Genomic DNA, 16,644 nt, shown 5'->3' on the forward strand with positions numbered 1-16,644 from the left:
TCACAGAGAAAATCTTGTAGCGAAAGGCGTAGCCGTCAGCTACACTCGCCCTGCATTCCAATCAATTTTCCAAAATATCCGTTTCTTAACAAGGATTTTTTCCTTACCAATGAAATTTTTACTTTTATGCTAGCTCTTTTGTTTTAATCCGCTTTTTCAATTAGAAGTTGTAGTGCATCGATTGCTTTTTCTTCGTCATGGCCGTCTGCCCATAATGTGACAACTGTGCCTTTTGCAACAGCTAGGCTCATAATGCCCATAATCGACTTTGCATTTACTTTTTTCGTACCTTTTTCTAAAAAGACGTCTGCTTTATAACGATTCGCCTCTTGGACGAACAAAGCGGCCTGTCTTGCTTGTAAGCCCGATTTTAACTTTACTTCTACTTGTTTTTCAATCATGTTGAAATACTCCCTTTCACAACCGTTCATCGCTTCTAAGTTTATCTTAACGAAATTGTCCGAAAAGAACAACAATTGGAAACATCTTTTATGAAATCGTTACCAATTTTTTCTTTTACGCCTCGACGTACTTGCTCCGTACCTTTATGTGAATTAAATACTCTCTCCACGACGGAGCGCATCCGCGATTTCATCGATTTTGCGCAGACGATGATTGACGCCTGATTTACTGACGACGCCAGTTGAAACCATTTCACCGAGCTCTTTTAACGTCACGTCCTGATATTCCACACGAAGACGTGCTATTTCACGCAGTTTTTCCGGCAGTTGATCAAGACCTACCGCATTATCAATATAGCGGATATTTTCCACTTGCCGCAACGCCGCGCCTATTGTTTTGTTTAAGTTGGCTGTTTCACAGTTTACGATACGGTTTACACTGTTACGCATATCTCTAATGATCCGCACATCCTCAAACTTCAGCATTGCCTGTACAGCACCGACTAAATTCATAAAATCCGAAATCTTTTCGGCTTCTTTCAAATACGTTACAAAGCCTTTTTTACGTTCGATCGTTTTCGCATTTAAGTCGTATCGGTTCATCAGCTCTGCCAACGCTTCCCCGTGCTCCTTATATAAAGAATAAATCTCTAAATGGTAGGAAGAGGTTTCCGGATTGTTCACCGAGCCTCCTGCCAAAAAGGCACCACGTAAATAAGCACGGCGTTCACTTTCTTTCGGTATGATTGATTTGGAGATTGTATGATTAAACTCAAATGAATTTGAGACAATTTCTAAATCCGCAAGAATTTCCCGTGCACCTTCACGAACACGGCATATATACACATTGTTCTTTTTAAGACGCATCTTTTTTCGAACAAGCAACTCGACATTATATGGATAAAGCTTCTTTACAATTGTATAGAGCCGCCGTGCGATTGCCGCATTTTCTGTTTGTACGTCTAAGCTCAATTGCCGATTCGCAAAACTTAACGAACCGTTCATCCGTATAAGGGCAGATACTTCAGCCTTTAAACTGCTATCACCTGCTTCTACTTGCGTCAGTTCTTTCTTTGTTTCAGATGCAAATGACATGGATTCGCTCCCCCTTTCCTAGCAACCTATGTAGCGTTTCTTTCATACTACTATTCTTGCATCGTTTGTTTTTTCTGTAATGTATATTCACAAAGCCATTCAGCGAGATTTACCGCATCATGTCGTACTGTTCCATTTTCAATAAGTGCAATCTCTTTTGGAATAATATTAATGCCCATTTCTTGCAGTCTTTCAATATCGAACTTTACAGGTTCGGCATTTTCTTCACGGTAATTTTCGTAAATCGAAGGAGGCAGCTCCTTTTCATTGATCAGTACCGATTGAATAAATGCTTCTCCGACATGTTCATGGATTGCTTCAATATGTTTTGAAGCAGTAAAGTTTCCCGTTTCACCTTGCTGGGTCATTAAATTCGCAATGTAAATCTTTTCACCGTTAGCACGAATAACTGCCTGCCCGATTCCTTTTACTAACAAATTCGGAATGATGCTTGTATAAAGGCTTCCAGGTCCAATCAAAATAAAATCTGCCCGTTCAATCGCATGAACTGCAGCAGGTAAAGGTTTGAGATTACTCGGCTCCAAATATACCCGTTTAATCGGTGCATGGCCTGATGGAATTTTCGACTCACCTATAATGTCTGACCCATCCGCTAATTCGGCATGTAATGTAACCTTCTTATTCGCTGCTGGAATGACCTTTCCGTGCACATTCAGAACTTTGCTCATTTCAGCAATCGCATGGTTAAAATCACCTGTAATTTCCGTTAAAGCCGTCAACATTAAATTCCCGAGCGAATGACCGCCTAAATCGTTTGATTGGGAAAAGCGATATTGAAACATTTGCTCAACTAACGGCTCTACGTCTGAAAGTGCGGCAATTACATTTCGCACATCTCCTGGCGGCGGGATATCATAGTCATCCCGCAAACGTCCAGAAGAGCCACCGTCATCTGCAACCGTAACGATGGCCTTTATATCAAAAGGATGTTGCTTTAAACCGCGTAAAATTGTTGAAAGGCCTGTCCCCCCGCCAATTACGACGATTCTTGTTCTCTTTTTTTTCATTTCATCAATCCTTCCTATGATTGATATCTCTATGTGTAACGATGACTTGATCATTTTTTGCCAATAGCTTCCCGAAGTATTCAGCAAGTGTAACGGAGCGATGTTGCCCGCCCGTACAGCCGAAAGCGATGACAAGCTGTGATTTGCCTTCATTACGGTAATGGGGAATCATGAAAGTGAACAAGTCAGTCAGTTTGGCAATTAACTGTTGTGTTTCTTCTGTTGCCAGTACGTAAGAGGAAACTTCTGTTTGTAGCCCTGTTTTATGCCTCAATTCATCAACATAGTAAGGATTTTTTAAAAAACGGACATCGAATACTAAATCTGCATCAATCGGCAGCCCATGCTTAAATCCAAATGACATAATGTTTAGTGAAAACGTCGGACTGCTCATATTGCTGAATTCCTGGGCGATACGTTCACGTAATTCACGTGGTTTTAACTTGGAAGTATTGACGATTGATTTGGCGCGCCCTTTTACTTCAGAAAGCAATTCGCGCTCCAATTGAATCCCTTCCAGCGGTAATCCCTGAGGTGCAAGCGGATGTGATCGGCGTGATTCTTTATAGCGGCGAACTAATGTGGCATCATCGGATTCTAAAAATAAAATACGGAGTAAAATATCTTCTTCGTCCAGTAGTGCGTCGAGCGATTCGATCAATGAGCCAAAAAATTCTCTCCCACGTAAATCCATGACAACGGCCATACGTGAAATCTTTTTTTCGGAACCCTTCATTAGCGCTAAAAAAGTAGTTAAAAGCTCCGGAGGTAAATTATCTACACAGTAATAACCTAAATCCTCAAAACTTTGAACTGCTACCGTTTTGCCCGCCCCTGACATTCCTGTAATAATCACTAACTCATGTGTATAGCTCGAACTTGCCACTTATTTCATCTCCTCTAGTTTTGTTCCGTCGAGTTTTGGATTTTTTCACTAATCAGCTCAAAATCCTCTGTATATTCAAATGTACCATATTGCGTACCTTTATTTAATGCTGCAAATAATAAATTCGTACGGTCACCTGCTGCCATCGGAAGATCCTTTAAACGATCAATTTCATACCAGTTTAAAATGCCTTCCCGTGTTTCGACAAATGGTGTTCCTTCAACATCTGTTGCAATAAATGTGTACAGCATCCACTCATCGACGACTGTATCTCCATTTTTAATAACCATTGTATATACGCCTTTTAAATGAACGTCTTTTGGTGTTAGATTCGTCTCTTCCTGAAATTCGCGTATAGCGGAGTCATAGATGGACTCTCCTGGCTCCATTTTCCCACCCGGTGCCACAAACCAGCCTCTTCTCGGCTTTTGCAGCAATAATACTTGACCATCTTTAATAGCGAGTAAATTTGTAATACGTTGCATACACAACACCTCAACTTTTTCATTTAATGGATAAGTGAATATATAATATTTCACGAATTCCACATAAGTAAAGACACAATTTCGCTATGTGAAGCGAATTGTGTTTTTCTAAAGCTTATTTCTATTATACCTTGTCCTATGCATTCAGTAAAAGCAAGCGTTTCATTTATAATGCCAGCATTTTTGCCTGAAAGCCACAAAAAAAGAGGTTGCTTCAGCGTAAACCGCTTGAAACAACCTTAGGATAAAATATAAGGGGGTTAAAACAAATTCCACTTTTAGTATACCCTTATTTTGTAACGATATGATTACATTTATGTTAAAGAATTATTGATTTATTTTTTCTTTTATTTCTTCCACGTAATGTTGAGCTGATTGAGCTGCAATACTGCCGTCGCCTGTAGCTGTTACAATTTGACGAAGCATTTTTTCACGAACATCGCCCGCTGCATAAATACCTGGAATAACCGTTTCCATTTTTTCGTTTGTTACGATATAGCCTGCTTCGTTTAAAATATTCAGTGAAGCAAATGGCGCTGTTAATGGAAGCATGCCGACATATACGAATACGCCATCTGTTTCCACTTCTGATTCTGTACCGTCAACTGTTGAAGCTAACGTCACTTTGCCTACTTTACCGTCAACTTCATGAATTTCTTTCACTGTTGAATTCCAGATGAAGTCTACTTTTTCATTCGCAAATGCACGGTCTTGTAAAATCTTTTGTGCACGAAGCTTATCGCGACGGTGTACGATTGTTACTTTATCCGCAAAGCGTGTTAAGTAAACACCCTCTTCAACTGCAGAGTCGCCCCCACCGATTACGATAAGGTTCTTTTGTTTGAAGAATGCGCCATCACATACAGCACAGTAACTTACACCGCGGCCGCCAAGTTCTGTTTCGCCAGGAATGCCCAGTTTTTTATATTCTGCACCAGTTGTAATAATAATCGTGCGCGTTTTATATTGTTTTTTACCTGAAATGATAATTTTGTATTCTTCACCGTCGATGATTTCATTTACATCACCGTAAGCATATTCAGCACCGAATTTTTTCGCATGCTCAAACATTTTTGTCGATAGCTCAGGCCCTAAAATTGTATCGAAACCAGGGTAGTTTTCCACTGCTTCTGTATTAGCCATTTGTCCGCCGGGAATCCCACGTTCAATCATTAATGTTGATAAGTTAGCGCGTGATGCATATACCGCAGCAGTCATACCTGCTGGACCTGCTCCGATAATGACTACATCATAAATTTTTTCTTCTGACATGAAGATCCTCCTCTTGCGTATACCTTTTATATATTTTTATCGTATAAGATTGTTTGTATAAATACAAATATACTGCCTATTCAAAGTCCGACGGTACAAATTCATATAATTCATCATTGTATTTCGATAATGTGGCAGTCGAAATATTATATTTACCCGCAACTGCTTTTTTCGTCACTTTGTTTTCCAGTGCCGTATGGAAAGAATATTCAACAGCAGCAGCAAGCGCTGCACGATTTTTAAACGCATAGCCTTGTTCGAATGCGATTTCTCCAAGTGCAAACCATGTACTTAACACTTGCGCCACTTCCAATGAAATCGAATCATTCGTTTCTGTAATCAGTTCGGCAACTTCCATAAACCGCAGGAATTGCTGTTCTTCCTTGCTGCCGTTACTGAAGTCATAATCCAATGCATACGCCATGCAAAGCTTTTCGATAGCCGTAAAATTCGAGACATTTAAAAGAGACGGGTGTGCAACAATCTCTTGCTTATGTGCAGACCGCTTCAATAAAAACATGCCGAATAATCGGCTTGACTGATGCTCATCTGTTAGTTGACGAATAATGAAGTCACGATGGTTTTCCGCGGAATTGCGTAAAATAGAACCTTCACCACTTACCCACGGTTCCATCCCTTCTTTTGATGGATCCAACTGGATGAGCATTTTCCATGCATCTTTTGCAATTGTTTCATGTCCTGAGAAGTAAGCTGACTGGGCAAGCCAGAAATAGAAGCCAGGCTCTCCATCATAGCCTTTCTTACTCATAGAACGCAGCCATTTATAGGCCTCTTCATATTGCCCGATTAACGCAAATGTCGCACCGAGCTTATAACGGTTTTCCCAATCGAACGGTTGGATTTTCTTCAATAACCCGACCAGTTCATTTAGCTCTTCACTGCTTTTTTCGTAATACGCAAATACGGCCAAGTTGCAAAGTGCATGAAGATTGCCTTTGTTTTCACGCAGCACTCGATATAAAAGTGCTCGTGCCTGTTCCGCGTCTCCGACATAAAAATAAGCTAACGCCAGATTATTGTACGCATTCCAAAGGTCCGGATACTCTTCAATGAGTTGCTCCAGCATTTCGATAGCTGTCTTAAAATCTCCCTGCTCCATATGGCGGCGAGCTTTTTCCTGTGCCACATGCTTTGCCCCATCAAATTCGTCCATGTCATCCATTTCTTCGCCCACATAGTCGACAAACTCCAATATTTCAGAGGCGTCTTCCGTATATGTGCCATTAGGTTCCATTTCTAAATATTGTGCTGCGTATTTTTGGGCATCCGCAATATGACCGATACAGCCCGACACTTCCGCCAGCATGAAAATGATTTCGGATTCATTCGGCTCTAAACTATAGGCTGTGTGAATCAGCTCATATGCATGCTCAAAATTTTGCAGTTCCATTTCAAGTATTCCGTACTGTAGTAACACATGCGCATCATCCGGACTTAAATCCGCAGCGCGCTTTATAAATTTATATGCTTTATCCATTTCGTCTCGTTCTATTGCCTTTAAAGCTTTCTTGTAATAATAATCACCATTCGGAACAAACGACACGACATTAGTAGCTTTTGGTTTTAAACGTTTATTTTCCAATAATATTCCTCCGAGTCATTCCGTTCAATACATTCTATATCATCAAATACGCAGGTCATTTGTTTGTAAACAAAGAAATAAGGAACGCACAGGTGTGGTCCCTTAATCAATTCTTACTATTATAGCATATCCGGCACATATGTACTAAAAACACGTCTGACAAAGCGGTGTTAATTTTTAGTTGTTATTGCTTCTTTCCTTCATGACGTTTTTGCAATACATCAAGCACTTCATAAACATCGACTTTTTGCTCTTGAAGCAATACTAATAAGTGATAAAGAAGATCTGCCGATTCCCATTTCACTTCTTCTGCATCGCGGTTTTTGGCCCCGATGACAACTTCTGTAGCCTCTTCGCCGACTTTTTTACAGATTTTATCAATACCTTTATCGAATAAATACGTTGTGTACGCCCCTTCAGGCATATCGATTTCACGTTGTTTAATCACTTCTACAAGCTGCGGGAGAATCGCGACAGAGCCAGGGCGTTCGTTTTCTACCAAGCTTTCAGTAAAGCATGAAGTCGTTCCGTTATGACAAGCCGGACCAGCTGGAATGACTTCAATTACAAGTGCATCCTTGTCACAGTCTGTTTTGATCGAAACTACTTTTTGCGTGTTGCCGCTCGTTGCGCCTTTATGCCAAAGCTCCTGACGAGAACGTGAATAAAACCAAGTTTCATTCGTCTCAATCGTTTTTTGGAGTGACTCTTCGTTCATATAAGCTACTGTTAATACTTCTTTTGACTGTGCATCTTGTACTACGGCTGTAATTAAGCCTTGTTCATTAAATTTTACGTTCATCGTACACGAACCCCTTTTTCTTTTAAGTAGCTTTTCACTTCTGCTACGCTTGTTTCTTTATAGTGGAAAATACTCGCTGCGAGTGCCGCATCTGTATCAACATCCTGCAATACTTCACGGAAGTGTTCGGCATTCCCTGCCCCGCCACTCGCGATGACAGGAACGGTTACCGCATCACGTACCGCTTTCGTTAATGCCAGGTCAAAACCTGATTTCTCGCCGTCCTGGTTCATCGATGTAAGAAGAATTTCTCCGGCACCTAGTCGAACCGCTTCTTTCGCCCAATCGACTGCTTTCCACGCTGTTTTATTGCGGCCGCCATGTGTGTATACCATCCATGTTCCGTCTTCTTCACTGTACCTCGCATCGATCGCACAAACGATACATTGTGCCCCAAAGTAATCCGCGCCTTCTTTAATAAGCTGCGGGCGCTCCAGTGCAGATGTGTTGACCGATACTTTATCAGCACCTGCACGTAAAATACGCTTCATATCATCGATCGTTCGGATACCACCACCTACTGTAAACGGAATTGCTAATGTTGCTGCCGTTTGACGGACAACATCGACCATCGTTTCCCGACCTTCATGCGAAGCGGAAATATCAAGAAATACAAGCTCATCGGCGCCTTGCTCATCATAAAACTTAGCTAACTCTACAGGATCGCCTGCATCACGCAATTCTACAAACTGTACCCCTTTTACAACACGTCCTTCTTTCACGTCAAGACATGGAATAATTCGTTTTGTTAACATACGCCCTCTTTCACTCCCTGTGTCCAAGCCGTCAATAAATACACACCAAACGGCCCTGACTTTTCTGGATGGAACTGCATACCTGTAAAATTATCTTTTGCCACGATGCCCGGTACTTGTACGTGTTCATAATCAGCTGAGGCGATTAGCTCCATATCATCGATGCCGTTCGCATAGTACGAGTGAACAAAGTAGACATGGCGTTCTTGCGGCAAGTCTTCATTTTTTAACCACACTGGTGTTTGGTTTAATTTCAGCTCATTCCAGCCCATATGCGGAATACGTGTAACATCAGTAAAGCGCTGAATACGTCCTTTGAAAATACCAAGACCTTTCGTTTGCGCCACTTCATCGCTTTCCTCAAACATCAGCTGCATCCCAAGGCAAATGCCAAGCAGCGGCTTTTTCGTCGTTTTAATGAAATTGATGAGCCCCGTTTCTTCCAGGCGTTTCATCGCATCCGGAAAAGCGCCTACACCCGGCAGCACATAAGCATCTGCCGCTTCCAGCTGTCCAATATCACTTGAAACAATTACTTGTACATCCAATCGTTTTAATGCCTGTTCGACACTAAACAGATTGCCCATTCCATAATCAATTACACCTATCTTCACGTTAACAGCCCCTTTGTTGATGGCACACCTTTTACACGTGGGTCGATTTCAACCGCTGCATCCAATGCACGTGCCGTAGCTTTAAAAATCGCTTCAATAATATGGTGTGTATTATGGCCGTAAGGAACGATGACATGCAGGTTAATGCGTGCTTCCAGTGCAAACTTCCATAAAAACTCATGGATAAGCTCTGTATCAAAGTTTCCTACTTTCGCATTCAGTTCCGGAGTAATGCGGTATTCCAAATGCGGACGGTTTGAGCAGTCAACAACAACTTGTGCTAATGCGTCGTCCATCGGTACAAATGCCGTACCATAGCGTTTAATTCCTTGTTTATCGCCTAATGCTTCACGGAATGCTTGTCCTAACACAATCCCGATATCTTCTGTCGTATGGTGATCATCAATCCATGTATCCCCGTCCGCCAGTATTTTACCGTCAAACAATCCGTGCTTGATAAATAGATCGAGCATATGGTCCATAAAGCCAACACCTGTTTTAATGTCGGCTTGACCTGTACCGTCCAAGTTGAGCTCTACTTTAATTTTTGTTTCATTTGTATCGCGATCGATTTTTGCAAAACGTGTCATTATTCTTCTCCTTTATCCCAGCCGCGCGATTCTACCGCTCTTGCATGTCCTTCCAACCCTTCAAGTCGTGCAAGACGCGCAATCTTCGGCGCATTTTGTTGCCAAGTTTTTTCGCTATAATACACAACGCTCGTGCGCTTAATAAAATCATCGACATTTAAGCCACTTGCAAAGCGCGCTGTTGAGTTCGTCGGTAATACGTGATTCGTGCCTGCAAAGTAATCCCCTACCGGCTCCGAGCTATAGCGGCCGATAAAAATCGCACCGGCATGTGTAATCATTTCCGAAACCTTTTCAGCATTATCCGTAATGACTTCCAAATGTTCAGGTGCCAATGAATTGACAGCACGTACCGCATCTTTAATGGATTCCGCTACGTAAATATGACCGAAGTTTTCAATCGATTTTCGTGCAATCGACTGTCGCGGCAGTTTTGATAATTGAATCTCGACCTGATCTGCCACTGCATCCGCCAAGTCATCGCTTGTTGTAATCAGGACAGCACATGCTAATGTGTCATGCTCTGCCTGTGATAGCAGGTCAGCAGCAATTTCATCGGCATACGCACTTTCATCTGCTAAAATACAAATTTCAGACGGACCGGCAATCATATCAATGGCCACTTCACCGAATACTTCACGCTTCGCCAATGCTACGAATATATTGCCCGGGCCTGTAATTTTATCTACCGGAGCAATCGTTTCCGTTCCGTATGCTAATGCAGCAATTGCCTGTGCACCGCCTACTTTATAAATTTCCGTCACACCTAAAATATGTGCTGCAACGAGTACAGCTTCCGGCAATTTCCCGTCATTTCCTGCCGGTGAAGTAATGACAATGCGTTTCACTCCCGCCACTTGTGCCGGGATGACATTCATTAATACAGAAGAAGGATAGGCTGCAGATCCGCCAGGTACATATAATCCAACTGCATCAAGCGGTGTAATCCGTTGCCCTAAATATGACCCGTCTTCTAACGGCAACTGGAATCCCGTACGTTTTTGTTCATTATGATAGCGGTAAATATTATCTGCCGCTTCCTGTAAATCGCCGTATAATTGCGGATCAAAATTTTTCACCGCTTCAACGATTTCACTTTCGGCTACGCGTAAGTTTTCCGGTGCAAAGCCGTCCCACTTTTCACTGTAATATTTAATCGCCGCATCACCTTTTGTACGCACATCCTGAATGACTTCTCGTACCGTTTGCAGCTGCTGTTCATTGCCTTGCTCGAGTTGGCGTTTTAAAGAAATATCGTTATCCAAAATTGTTATTTTCATCTCGTTGGCCCCTCTTATTTCACACATTTTTTCAAGCGTGTAACTAAATCTTGAATGCGATCACTTTTCATGCGATAGCTTACAGGATTCGCGATTAAACGGGATGAAACTTCGGCAATATGCTCATATTCCACTAAGCCGTTTTCCTTCAGTGTACGACCCGTTGAAACGATATCGACAATGCGATCGGCCAGGCCAATCATCGGTGCCAGTTCAATCGATCCGTTCAGCTCAATAATCTCAACCTGCTCGCCGATTCCTTTGTAATACTTCATCGCAATATTCGGATACTTCGTTGCAATACGCGGCGCAATTTCGTTAATCGTTGTGTTTGGCAACCCTGCTGAAGCGATATAGCATTCGCTGATTTTCAAATCGAGCAGCTCATGGACAGTTCGGCGCTGCTCAAGTAAAACATCTTTACCCGCAATTCCAATATCTGCAACCCCATGCTCGACATAAACCGGTACGTCCATCGGTTTCGCTAAAATAAAGCGAATATTTTCCTCAGGTATTTCGATCATAAGTTTACGCGACATTTCCACTTCTTCAGGAAGGTTAAAGCCAGCCTCCAGCAACATTTCATATGCTTCTTCAAAAATACGGCCTTTTGGCATCGCAATTGTTAGCTGTGTCATTTGATTACGCCTCCCTGCTATTGTATTCATTAACGATTTTAAAGTGAGCTTTTAATGCTTCGATATTTTCGATGCCTTCATATGATTGGAAAGTCACTTGCTTTCCTTGTTCACGCAGCAGCTGGACTGTCTGTAAGGCTTCTGCAAAACGCTCAGCCGCAAACAATACAAGCACTTCATCTTTGTCGACGTTGATCTTTGGCATTGCTTCAAATACACGGTCAACACGTAAACCAAAGCCTGTTGCACCGGCTTGTGAACCAAAATGCTGCATTAAGCCGTCATAACGTCCGCCATTTCCTAATGGGAATCCGCTGCCTGAAGCAAACACTTCAAATAACATCCCTGTGTAATAACTCATATGGCTTGATAATGTGAAATCGAATGCGATGTACTCCTCATAGCCGGCAGCATCCAATATTCTGCCCAAATTTCGCATATATTCCAGCGCATCGTTTTTGCGAACATATTTTTCGATTGCTTCAATTGAAGGAAGGCTGATCGCATCTTCAATATAGGCTAACAGAGCATCGGATTTTGTTTTCGGCAAATCAAATGCCAGTACCGCTTCTTCAAATCCGACAAAATTTCGTTGTACAAGAAGATCATTTAAATCATCGGCCTGTGCATCGCTTTCTGTATAGTCCTTCAAAATACAGCTCAATACTCCTGCATGTCCGATTGTTACTTTGAAATCTGTAATTTGATAAGCCTTTACTAAATCGATTGCCGTCATGATCACTTCCGCATCGGCATACACGGAATTGTCACCGATCAGTTCAATCCCCATTTGATCGAATTCAGCCGGGCGCCCGCCTTCTCGCTGCTGCGCACGGAACACATTGGCAAAATAGGCAAGGCGTTGAGGAATTTTTTCTTTCAGTAATTTCGATGTTGCAACACGGGCAATCGGTGTTGTCATATCAGGTCGTAGTACAAGGGTATTTCCTTGGCTATCAACCAATTTAAAAAGTCGGGCATCGGAAATTGCAGATGCTTTCCCGACTGTATCGTAATATTCAACAGATGGTGTTTTAATAAATTCATAGCCGCGCTCACGTAGCATTGCTCGTCCTGTTGAGCGGATCAATTCAAGTTTTTCGTAAATTTCCGGTAACGTATCGCGCATTCCAAGTGGCTTCTCAAACATTTTAATCGATGACATTTTCACACATCCTAATTTTTATACTTGGTTAAATTCTGTATACTATACTTTAGTATACTAGAGTGTTAAATCACTAGTGTATGAAAGTATTTTACTGCTACTTATGTTCGTAGTCAATGGATTCATACAAATATTTAGTTAATTTAATTTTCTGATATATTTTTATATTATACATCATCTTTTGCCAAATTCAGTTATGTGGCGGAAAAGACATAAAAAAATATCCATCTCCGCTTTAGTGGGAAATGGATATTCTGCCATTAATTTTGCCAGACCGGCTTGTCATTCTTTTTTCGTTCTGCCATTTGTTCCGCAGTGAAAATAATGCGCATCGGGTTGCCGCCTGCCATTGCGCCTGCCGGTACGTCCTTATGTACCAATGTCGCCGCAGAAACAATTGCACCGTCACCTATTTTCACACCTGGTAAAATCGTCGAGTTTGCACCAACCATAACATTGCTGCCGATTTCGACATCACCGAGACGGTATTCTTCTATTAAATATTCATGCGCTAAAATTGTCGTATTAAAGCCGATGATCGAGTTATCGCCAACTGAAATACGTTCCGGAAACATGGAATCAGGCATGACCATCAATGCCAACGATGCCTCTTTTCCGATTTTCATTTTTAAAAATGAGCGGTACAGCCAGTTTTTCCAAGCCATAACCGGGGTAACCCGTCCAATTTGGATGACAATAAAGCATTTCATTACTTTCCAAAAGGAAACGGTATTATAAACTTTCCATAATGAATTCGCACCTTGAACTTTGTAGCGTTCTGTTCTGCGCATGCCTACTCCCCTTTCACAATATTCAATAAATCACGCATATGATGAAGCATATAAGTCGGCTTATAAGACATTAAATAATCGACACCTTTAGCAGACCACGCAACACCCGCTGTTCGGACACCTGCATTTTGCCCGCCTTCAATATCATGCGAATTGTCGCCGATCATGATTGCTTCATCTTTACCGACACCTAGCTTTTCTAGTGCTAATAGAACCGGTTCAGGATGTGGCTTTACTTGCTCCACATCATCAAAACCGACAATAACATCAAAATATTGTTCGGCACAAAGTACTTTTAAACCGCGGGCAAGGCTTTCTCTTGCCTTCGTTGAAACAATCGCCAGTTTGATGCCTAATTTGTGGAGCTCTTCCAAAGTTTCGACTACCGCATCATAGCTTGTCACTAAGCGGTCATGGTTAAGTGCGTTCCACTCTTTATATTTCCCGATCATGACATCGGTTTCGCCCGGTGTTAATTCGTCAAACGTCTGTTTTAATGACGGACCGATGAATCTTAGGCAGTCTTCTGTCGAATATTGCCCGGGAAATTTTTCGTCAAAAATATACATGAATGTCTGGACAATTAAATCATTGGTATTTAATAATGTGCCGTCAAAATCAAACAGCAAGGCTTTTGTTTTCATACTGAAGAATGCTCCCTTTTAAAAAACCGCTCGCACTAATGCAAACGGTGTTAAATAGTATTTCCCTAAATGGTGGTGATTTTTATTTTATGAATTATTTCCCTACTTAATAGGGGGTTGATTTCCAATTCAGGTCGGACGCTTTTCAGGGAGTCGCCTCCCCTCCATTCCAATCAACCAGCTTTAGTATTTAATTCGTTCTACTTACTTCCTAGCAAAATTATTTTTTCTTACTCTTCATTTTATTAGTAGTATTATTTTTCTTTTTAGTCGCTGCAGGTTTTTCCTCATCTAAATAGTGGATAACCGGTTTTACTTTCATACGGCGATAAACAATGGCAATAATACCGACTGTAATACCGATGATCGAAACGACTTGAGCTGAGCGCAAATCGCCTACTAAGTATAGGCTATCTGTACGTAAGCCTTCGATGTAGAAACGTCCGATTGAATACCAGATTAAATAGAAGAAAAACATTTCGCCGCGTCGCCAGTTTAATTTGCGGGCAAACAGCAAAATAACTAAACCGACTACATTCCATAATGACTCATATAAAAATGTCGGGTGTACATAGTTTCCGTCTTCACGTATGTACATTTGTTCGATCAGCCAGTTCGGTAAAAACAGGCCTTCCAAAAATTCTCGTGATACAGGACCGCCATAAGCTTCCTGATTCATGAAATTGCCCCATCGTCCAATAATTTGACCCACGAGAATACTCGGTGCTGCAATATCGGCCAGTTTTAAGAAGCTCACTTTGCGCTTTTTCGTAAATATGTATGCTGTAATAAACGCACCGATTAATGCACCATGAATCGCAATACCGCCATTCCAAATTTGAATGATACTGCCCGGATGCTGGCTATAGTAGTCCCACTTCATTACAACGTAATACACGCGGGCTGACAAGATTGAAATCGGAATCGCCCAAATGAGCAGGTCGGCAAAAAATTCAGGATCTAACCCACGTCGGACGGACTCTTTTTGTGCCAGGAAGTAGGCAACAAGAATCCCTACCCCGATAATGATTCCGTACCAGTTCACCGGTATTGGTCCTAAGTGGAATGCTACCGGATTAATTGCTAATAAATTTGTAACCATAAACTTCTCCCTTCAACTACCTATTAATAATCGTCTATATCATCATTCGGAACAAGCATATCGTCCAGACGACGTGAAAATTCCTCCGCTGCATTGACGCCCATTTTCTTCAGACGGTAGTTCATCGCAGCTACTTCAATAATTACGGATACATTTCGCCCTGGCTGTACTGGAATTGTCAGCTTCGTTACTTCTGAATCAATAATTTTCATCTTTTCCTCATCCAGCCCAAGTCGATCATAAAACTTATCCGGATCCCATGTTTCAAGCTCTATTATCAATGTAATACGCTTGTAGGGGCGCACTGCACTTGCACCGAACAGTGTCATAATATCAATGATTCCAATACCGCGAATTTCCAGCAGATGTTCCAATAATGGCGGCGGGAATCCAACAAGCATGTTTTCGCCTTCCTGACGAATTTCCACACTATCATCTGCCACTAACCGATGCCCTTTTTTTACAAGCTCAAGTGCCGTCTCACTTTTACCGACACCACTTTTCCCAACAATAAGAACACCAATGCCATATACATCAACAAGAACCCCATGAATGGCAGTTGTCGGGGCAAGCTTGCTTTCCAAAAAGTTCGTCAGTCGGCTCGAAAATCTAGTAGTCGTCAGCTTCGTAACGAGCACCGGGACATGATTTTCATTTGATGCATCAATCAGTTCCTGAGGCACGTCCAAACCGCGCGAAATAATAATCGCCGGTGTTTCATCCGAGCAAAGCTGCTTCATCCGGCTTCTTTTTTCCTTTTCAGGCAACATTTCAAAAAACGAGAGCTCTGTTTTACCTAACAGCTGAACACGGTCAGCTGGATAATGTGTAAAATAGCCGGCCATTTCCAACCCTGGGCGGGATATATCGCTCGTCGTTATGTATCGTCCAACCCCGGCTTCCCCGCTGACTAGCTCCAAATTAAATTTTTCCATAACATCTTTCGCAATTACTTGAATCATAAATTTGGTACGCTCCTATCTTCTAGCATCTCCACTGTATTTTATCATGTCTATTCCATTTCCAATATATAACGCGCTTAGTTTTTTAAATTATCAATCACATCACTTAGTTACTCGCTGTAAAGGTAAAAAAAGATGAAGCAAATAAAGCTCCATCTTTTTTATGTATACATTACTTTAATGTTGATAAATACTCTGCAGCTGCTTCCGCTTTTTCGCCTTTTACAATCCCAGGAGGCATACGGTCTTTACCATTTAAAATAATATCCAAAATCTCTTCTTCCGAATATTTAGCCCCTAATTGATTCAACGCTGGCGCACTGCCGCCTTGTAATTGACCGCCATGACAAGTTGCACATGATTGCTGAACAACACTTTTCCCGTCGATTTCAGCTGTTTCGCCGTTTGAAGCCGAATCATCTCCACCGCACGCAGCAAGGAAAATTGCTGAACCGAAAACTAATGTAAGTAAACTCTTTTTCATTCTGAACCCCTCCAAAAATGAACTACTATTCATTGCACTACCAATTA

General features: G+C 41.8%; 19 protein-coding genes. All 19 read right to left on the reverse strand.

Features of this window, described 5'->3' with window-relative positions; translation table 11 throughout:
* Nucleotides 1-143 precede the first annotated feature (143 nt).
* A complete protein-coding gene (locus B5473_RS08240) occupies nucleotides 144-401 on the reverse strand; it encodes an HPr family phosphocarrier protein (RefSeq protein WP_079524433.1) in 258 nt (85 codons plus the stop codon).
* Nucleotides 402-554: 153 nt separating this feature from the next.
* On the reverse strand, nucleotides 555-1,496 hold the full coding sequence (gene whiA / locus B5473_RS08245) for a DNA-binding protein WhiA (protein WP_079524434.1): 942 nt from the start codon (nucleotides 1,494-1,496) through the stop codon (nucleotides 555-557).
* Nucleotides 1,497-1,546: 50 nt separating this feature from the next.
* Nucleotides 1,547-2,524: a gluconeogenesis factor YvcK family protein gene (locus tag B5473_RS08250; protein WP_079524435.1), complete on the reverse strand. Its 978-nt coding sequence runs from the start codon at nucleotides 2,522-2,524 to the stop codon at nucleotides 1,547-1,549.
* 4 nt (nucleotides 2,525-2,528) lie between these two features.
* Nucleotides 2,529-3,410 (reverse strand): RNase adapter RapZ, encoded by an 882-nt coding sequence (rapZ, locus tag B5473_RS08255; protein ID WP_079524436.1) that lies wholly within the window; start codon nucleotides 3,408-3,410, stop codon nucleotides 2,529-2,531.
* 14 nt (nucleotides 3,411-3,424) lie between these two features.
* Nucleotides 3,425-3,895, reverse strand: coding sequence for an 8-oxo-dGTP diphosphatase (locus B5473_RS08260; protein WP_079524437.1), 471 nt, complete (start codon nucleotides 3,893-3,895; stop codon nucleotides 3,425-3,427).
* A gap of 327 nt (nucleotides 3,896-4,222) precedes the next feature.
* Nucleotides 4,223-5,167 (reverse strand): thioredoxin-disulfide reductase, encoded by a 945-nt coding sequence (gene trxB, locus B5473_RS08265; protein ID WP_079524438.1) that lies wholly within the window; start codon nucleotides 5,165-5,167, stop codon nucleotides 4,223-4,225.
* A gap of 76 nt (nucleotides 5,168-5,243) precedes the next feature.
* Nucleotides 5,244-6,770, reverse strand: coding sequence for a tetratricopeptide repeat protein (locus B5473_RS08270; RefSeq protein WP_079524439.1), 1,527 nt, complete (start codon nucleotides 6,768-6,770; stop codon nucleotides 5,244-5,246).
* A gap of 184 nt (nucleotides 6,771-6,954) precedes the next feature.
* Complete coding sequence (gene hisIE, locus B5473_RS08275) at nucleotides 6,955-7,572, reverse strand: bifunctional phosphoribosyl-AMP cyclohydrolase/phosphoribosyl-ATP diphosphatase HisIE (protein WP_079524440.1); 618 nt, start codon at nucleotides 7,570-7,572, stop codon at nucleotides 6,955-6,957.
* Entirely contained in the window at nucleotides 7,569-8,327 is a 759-nt protein-coding gene (gene hisF, locus B5473_RS08280) for an imidazole glycerol phosphate synthase subunit HisF (RefSeq protein WP_079524441.1), read from the reverse strand. The genes hisIE and hisF overlap by 4 nt, the downstream gene beginning before the upstream one ends.
* On the reverse strand, nucleotides 8,321-8,941 hold the full coding sequence (gene hisH, locus B5473_RS08285; protein WP_079524442.1) for an imidazole glycerol phosphate synthase subunit HisH: 621 nt from the start codon (nucleotides 8,939-8,941) through the stop codon (nucleotides 8,321-8,323). The genes hisF and hisH overlap by 7 nt, the downstream gene beginning before the upstream one ends.
* Nucleotides 8,938-9,531: an imidazoleglycerol-phosphate dehydratase HisB gene (gene hisB, locus B5473_RS08290; RefSeq protein WP_079524443.1), complete on the reverse strand. Its 594-nt coding sequence runs from the start codon at nucleotides 9,529-9,531 to the stop codon at nucleotides 8,938-8,940. The genes hisH and hisB overlap by 4 nt, the downstream gene beginning before the upstream one ends.
* Nucleotides 9,531-10,811 (reverse strand): histidinol dehydrogenase, encoded by a 1,281-nt coding sequence (gene hisD, locus B5473_RS08295; protein WP_079524444.1) that lies wholly within the window; start codon nucleotides 10,809-10,811, stop codon nucleotides 9,531-9,533. The genes hisB and hisD overlap by 1 nt, the downstream gene beginning before the upstream one ends.
* A 14-nt stretch (nucleotides 10,812-10,825) precedes the next feature.
* Nucleotides 10,826-11,449, reverse strand: coding sequence for an ATP phosphoribosyltransferase (gene hisG, locus B5473_RS08300; protein ID WP_079524445.1), 624 nt, complete (start codon nucleotides 11,447-11,449; stop codon nucleotides 10,826-10,828).
* A gap of 4 nt (nucleotides 11,450-11,453) precedes the next feature.
* On the reverse strand, nucleotides 11,454-12,614 hold the full coding sequence (locus B5473_RS08305; protein WP_079524446.1) for an ATP phosphoribosyltransferase regulatory subunit: 1,161 nt from the start codon (nucleotides 12,612-12,614) through the stop codon (nucleotides 11,454-11,456).
* A 260-nt stretch (nucleotides 12,615-12,874) separates the two neighbouring features.
* Nucleotides 12,875-13,405 (reverse strand): acyltransferase, encoded by a 531-nt coding sequence (locus B5473_RS08310; RefSeq protein ID WP_079524447.1) that lies wholly within the window; start codon nucleotides 13,403-13,405, stop codon nucleotides 12,875-12,877.
* A gap of 2 nt (nucleotides 13,406-13,407) precedes the next feature.
* Nucleotides 13,408-14,049 carry a pyrophosphatase PpaX gene (ppaX, locus tag B5473_RS08315; protein WP_079524448.1) on the reverse strand — a complete coding sequence of 214 codons (642 nt, stop codon included), beginning with the start codon at nucleotides 14,047-14,049 and terminating at the stop codon, nucleotides 13,408-13,410.
* 220 nt (nucleotides 14,050-14,269) lie between these two features.
* Nucleotides 14,270-15,151 (reverse strand): prolipoprotein diacylglyceryl transferase, encoded by an 882-nt coding sequence (lgt, locus tag B5473_RS08320; protein WP_079524449.1) that lies wholly within the window; start codon nucleotides 15,149-15,151, stop codon nucleotides 14,270-14,272.
* A gap of 23 nt (nucleotides 15,152-15,174) precedes the next feature.
* Nucleotides 15,175-16,113, reverse strand: coding sequence for an HPr(Ser) kinase/phosphatase (gene hprK / locus B5473_RS08325; RefSeq protein ID WP_079524450.1), 939 nt, complete (start codon nucleotides 16,111-16,113; stop codon nucleotides 15,175-15,177).
* Between the two features lie 172 nt (nucleotides 16,114-16,285).
* The gene (gene cccB / locus B5473_RS08330) at nucleotides 16,286-16,597 is read right to left on the reverse strand and encodes a cytochrome c551 (RefSeq protein WP_079524451.1); all 312 of its coding nucleotides are present in this window, start codon (nucleotides 16,595-16,597) and stop codon (nucleotides 16,286-16,288) included.
* Between the last annotated feature and the right edge of the window lie 47 nt (nucleotides 16,598-16,644).

Origin of the sequence: Solibacillus isronensis (genome assembly GCF_900168685.1) — a bacterium.
Classification (GTDB): Bacteria; Bacillota; Bacilli; order Bacillales_A; family Planococcaceae; genus Solibacillus; species Solibacillus isronensis_A.

What these genes read in the sequence shown, in the direction of transcription:
- whiA (WP_079524434.1), bottom strand. Translation starts at nt 1,496, where the DNA reads ATGTCATTTGCATCTGAAACAAAGAAAGAACTGACGCAAGTAGAAGCA.
- hisF (WP_079524441.1), bottom strand. Translation starts at nt 8,327, where the DNA reads ATGTTAACAAAACGAATTATTCCATGTCTTGACGTGAAAGAAGGACGT.
- hisG (WP_079524445.1), bottom strand. Translation starts at nt 11,449, where the DNA reads ATGACACAGCTAACAATTGCGATGCCAAAAGGCCGTATTTTTGAAGAA.
- trxB (WP_079524438.1), bottom strand. Translation starts at nt 5,167, where the DNA reads ATGTCAGAAGAAAAAATTTATGATGTAGTCATTATCGGAGCAGGTCCA.
- B5473_RS08305 (WP_079524446.1), bottom strand. Translation starts at nt 12,614, where the DNA reads ATGTCATCGATTAAAATGTTTGAGAAGCCACTTGGAATGCGCGATACG.
- ppaX (WP_079524448.1), bottom strand. Translation starts at nt 14,049, where the DNA reads ATGAAAACAAAAGCCTTGCTGTTTGATTTTGACGGCACATTATTAAAT.
- hisB (WP_079524443.1), bottom strand. Translation starts at nt 9,531, where the DNA reads ATGACACGTTTTGCAAAAATCGATCGCGATACAAATGAAACAAAAATT.
- hprK (WP_079524450.1), bottom strand. Translation starts at nt 16,113, where the DNA reads ATGATTCAAGTAATTGCGAAAGATGTTATGGAAAAATTTAATTTGGAG.
- B5473_RS08310 (WP_079524447.1), bottom strand. Translation starts at nt 13,405, where the DNA reads ATGCGCAGAACAGAACGCTACAAAGTTCAAGGTGCGAATTCATTATGG.
- B5473_RS08250 (WP_079524435.1), bottom strand. Translation starts at nt 2,524, where the DNA reads ATGAAAAAAAAGAGAACAAGAATCGTCGTAATTGGCGGGGGGACAGGC.
- cccB (WP_079524451.1), bottom strand. Translation starts at nt 16,597, where the DNA reads ATGAAAAAGAGTTTACTTACATTAGTTTTCGGTTCAGCAATTTTCCTT.
- B5473_RS08260 (WP_079524437.1), bottom strand. Translation starts at nt 3,895, where the DNA reads ATGCAACGTATTACAAATTTACTCGCTATTAAAGATGGTCAAGTATTA.
- B5473_RS08240 (WP_079524433.1), bottom strand. Translation starts at nt 401, where the DNA reads ATGATTGAAAAACAAGTAGAAGTAAAGTTAAAATCGGGCTTACAAGCA.
- hisIE (WP_079524440.1), bottom strand. Translation starts at nt 7,572, where the DNA reads ATGAACGTAAAATTTAATGAACAAGGCTTAATTACAGCCGTAGTACAA.
- hisD (WP_079524444.1), bottom strand. Translation starts at nt 10,811, where the DNA reads ATGAAAATAACAATTTTGGATAACGATATTTCTTTAAAACGCCAACTC.
- lgt (WP_079524449.1), bottom strand. Translation starts at nt 15,151, where the DNA reads ATGGTTACAAATTTATTAGCAATTAATCCGGTAGCATTCCACTTAGGA.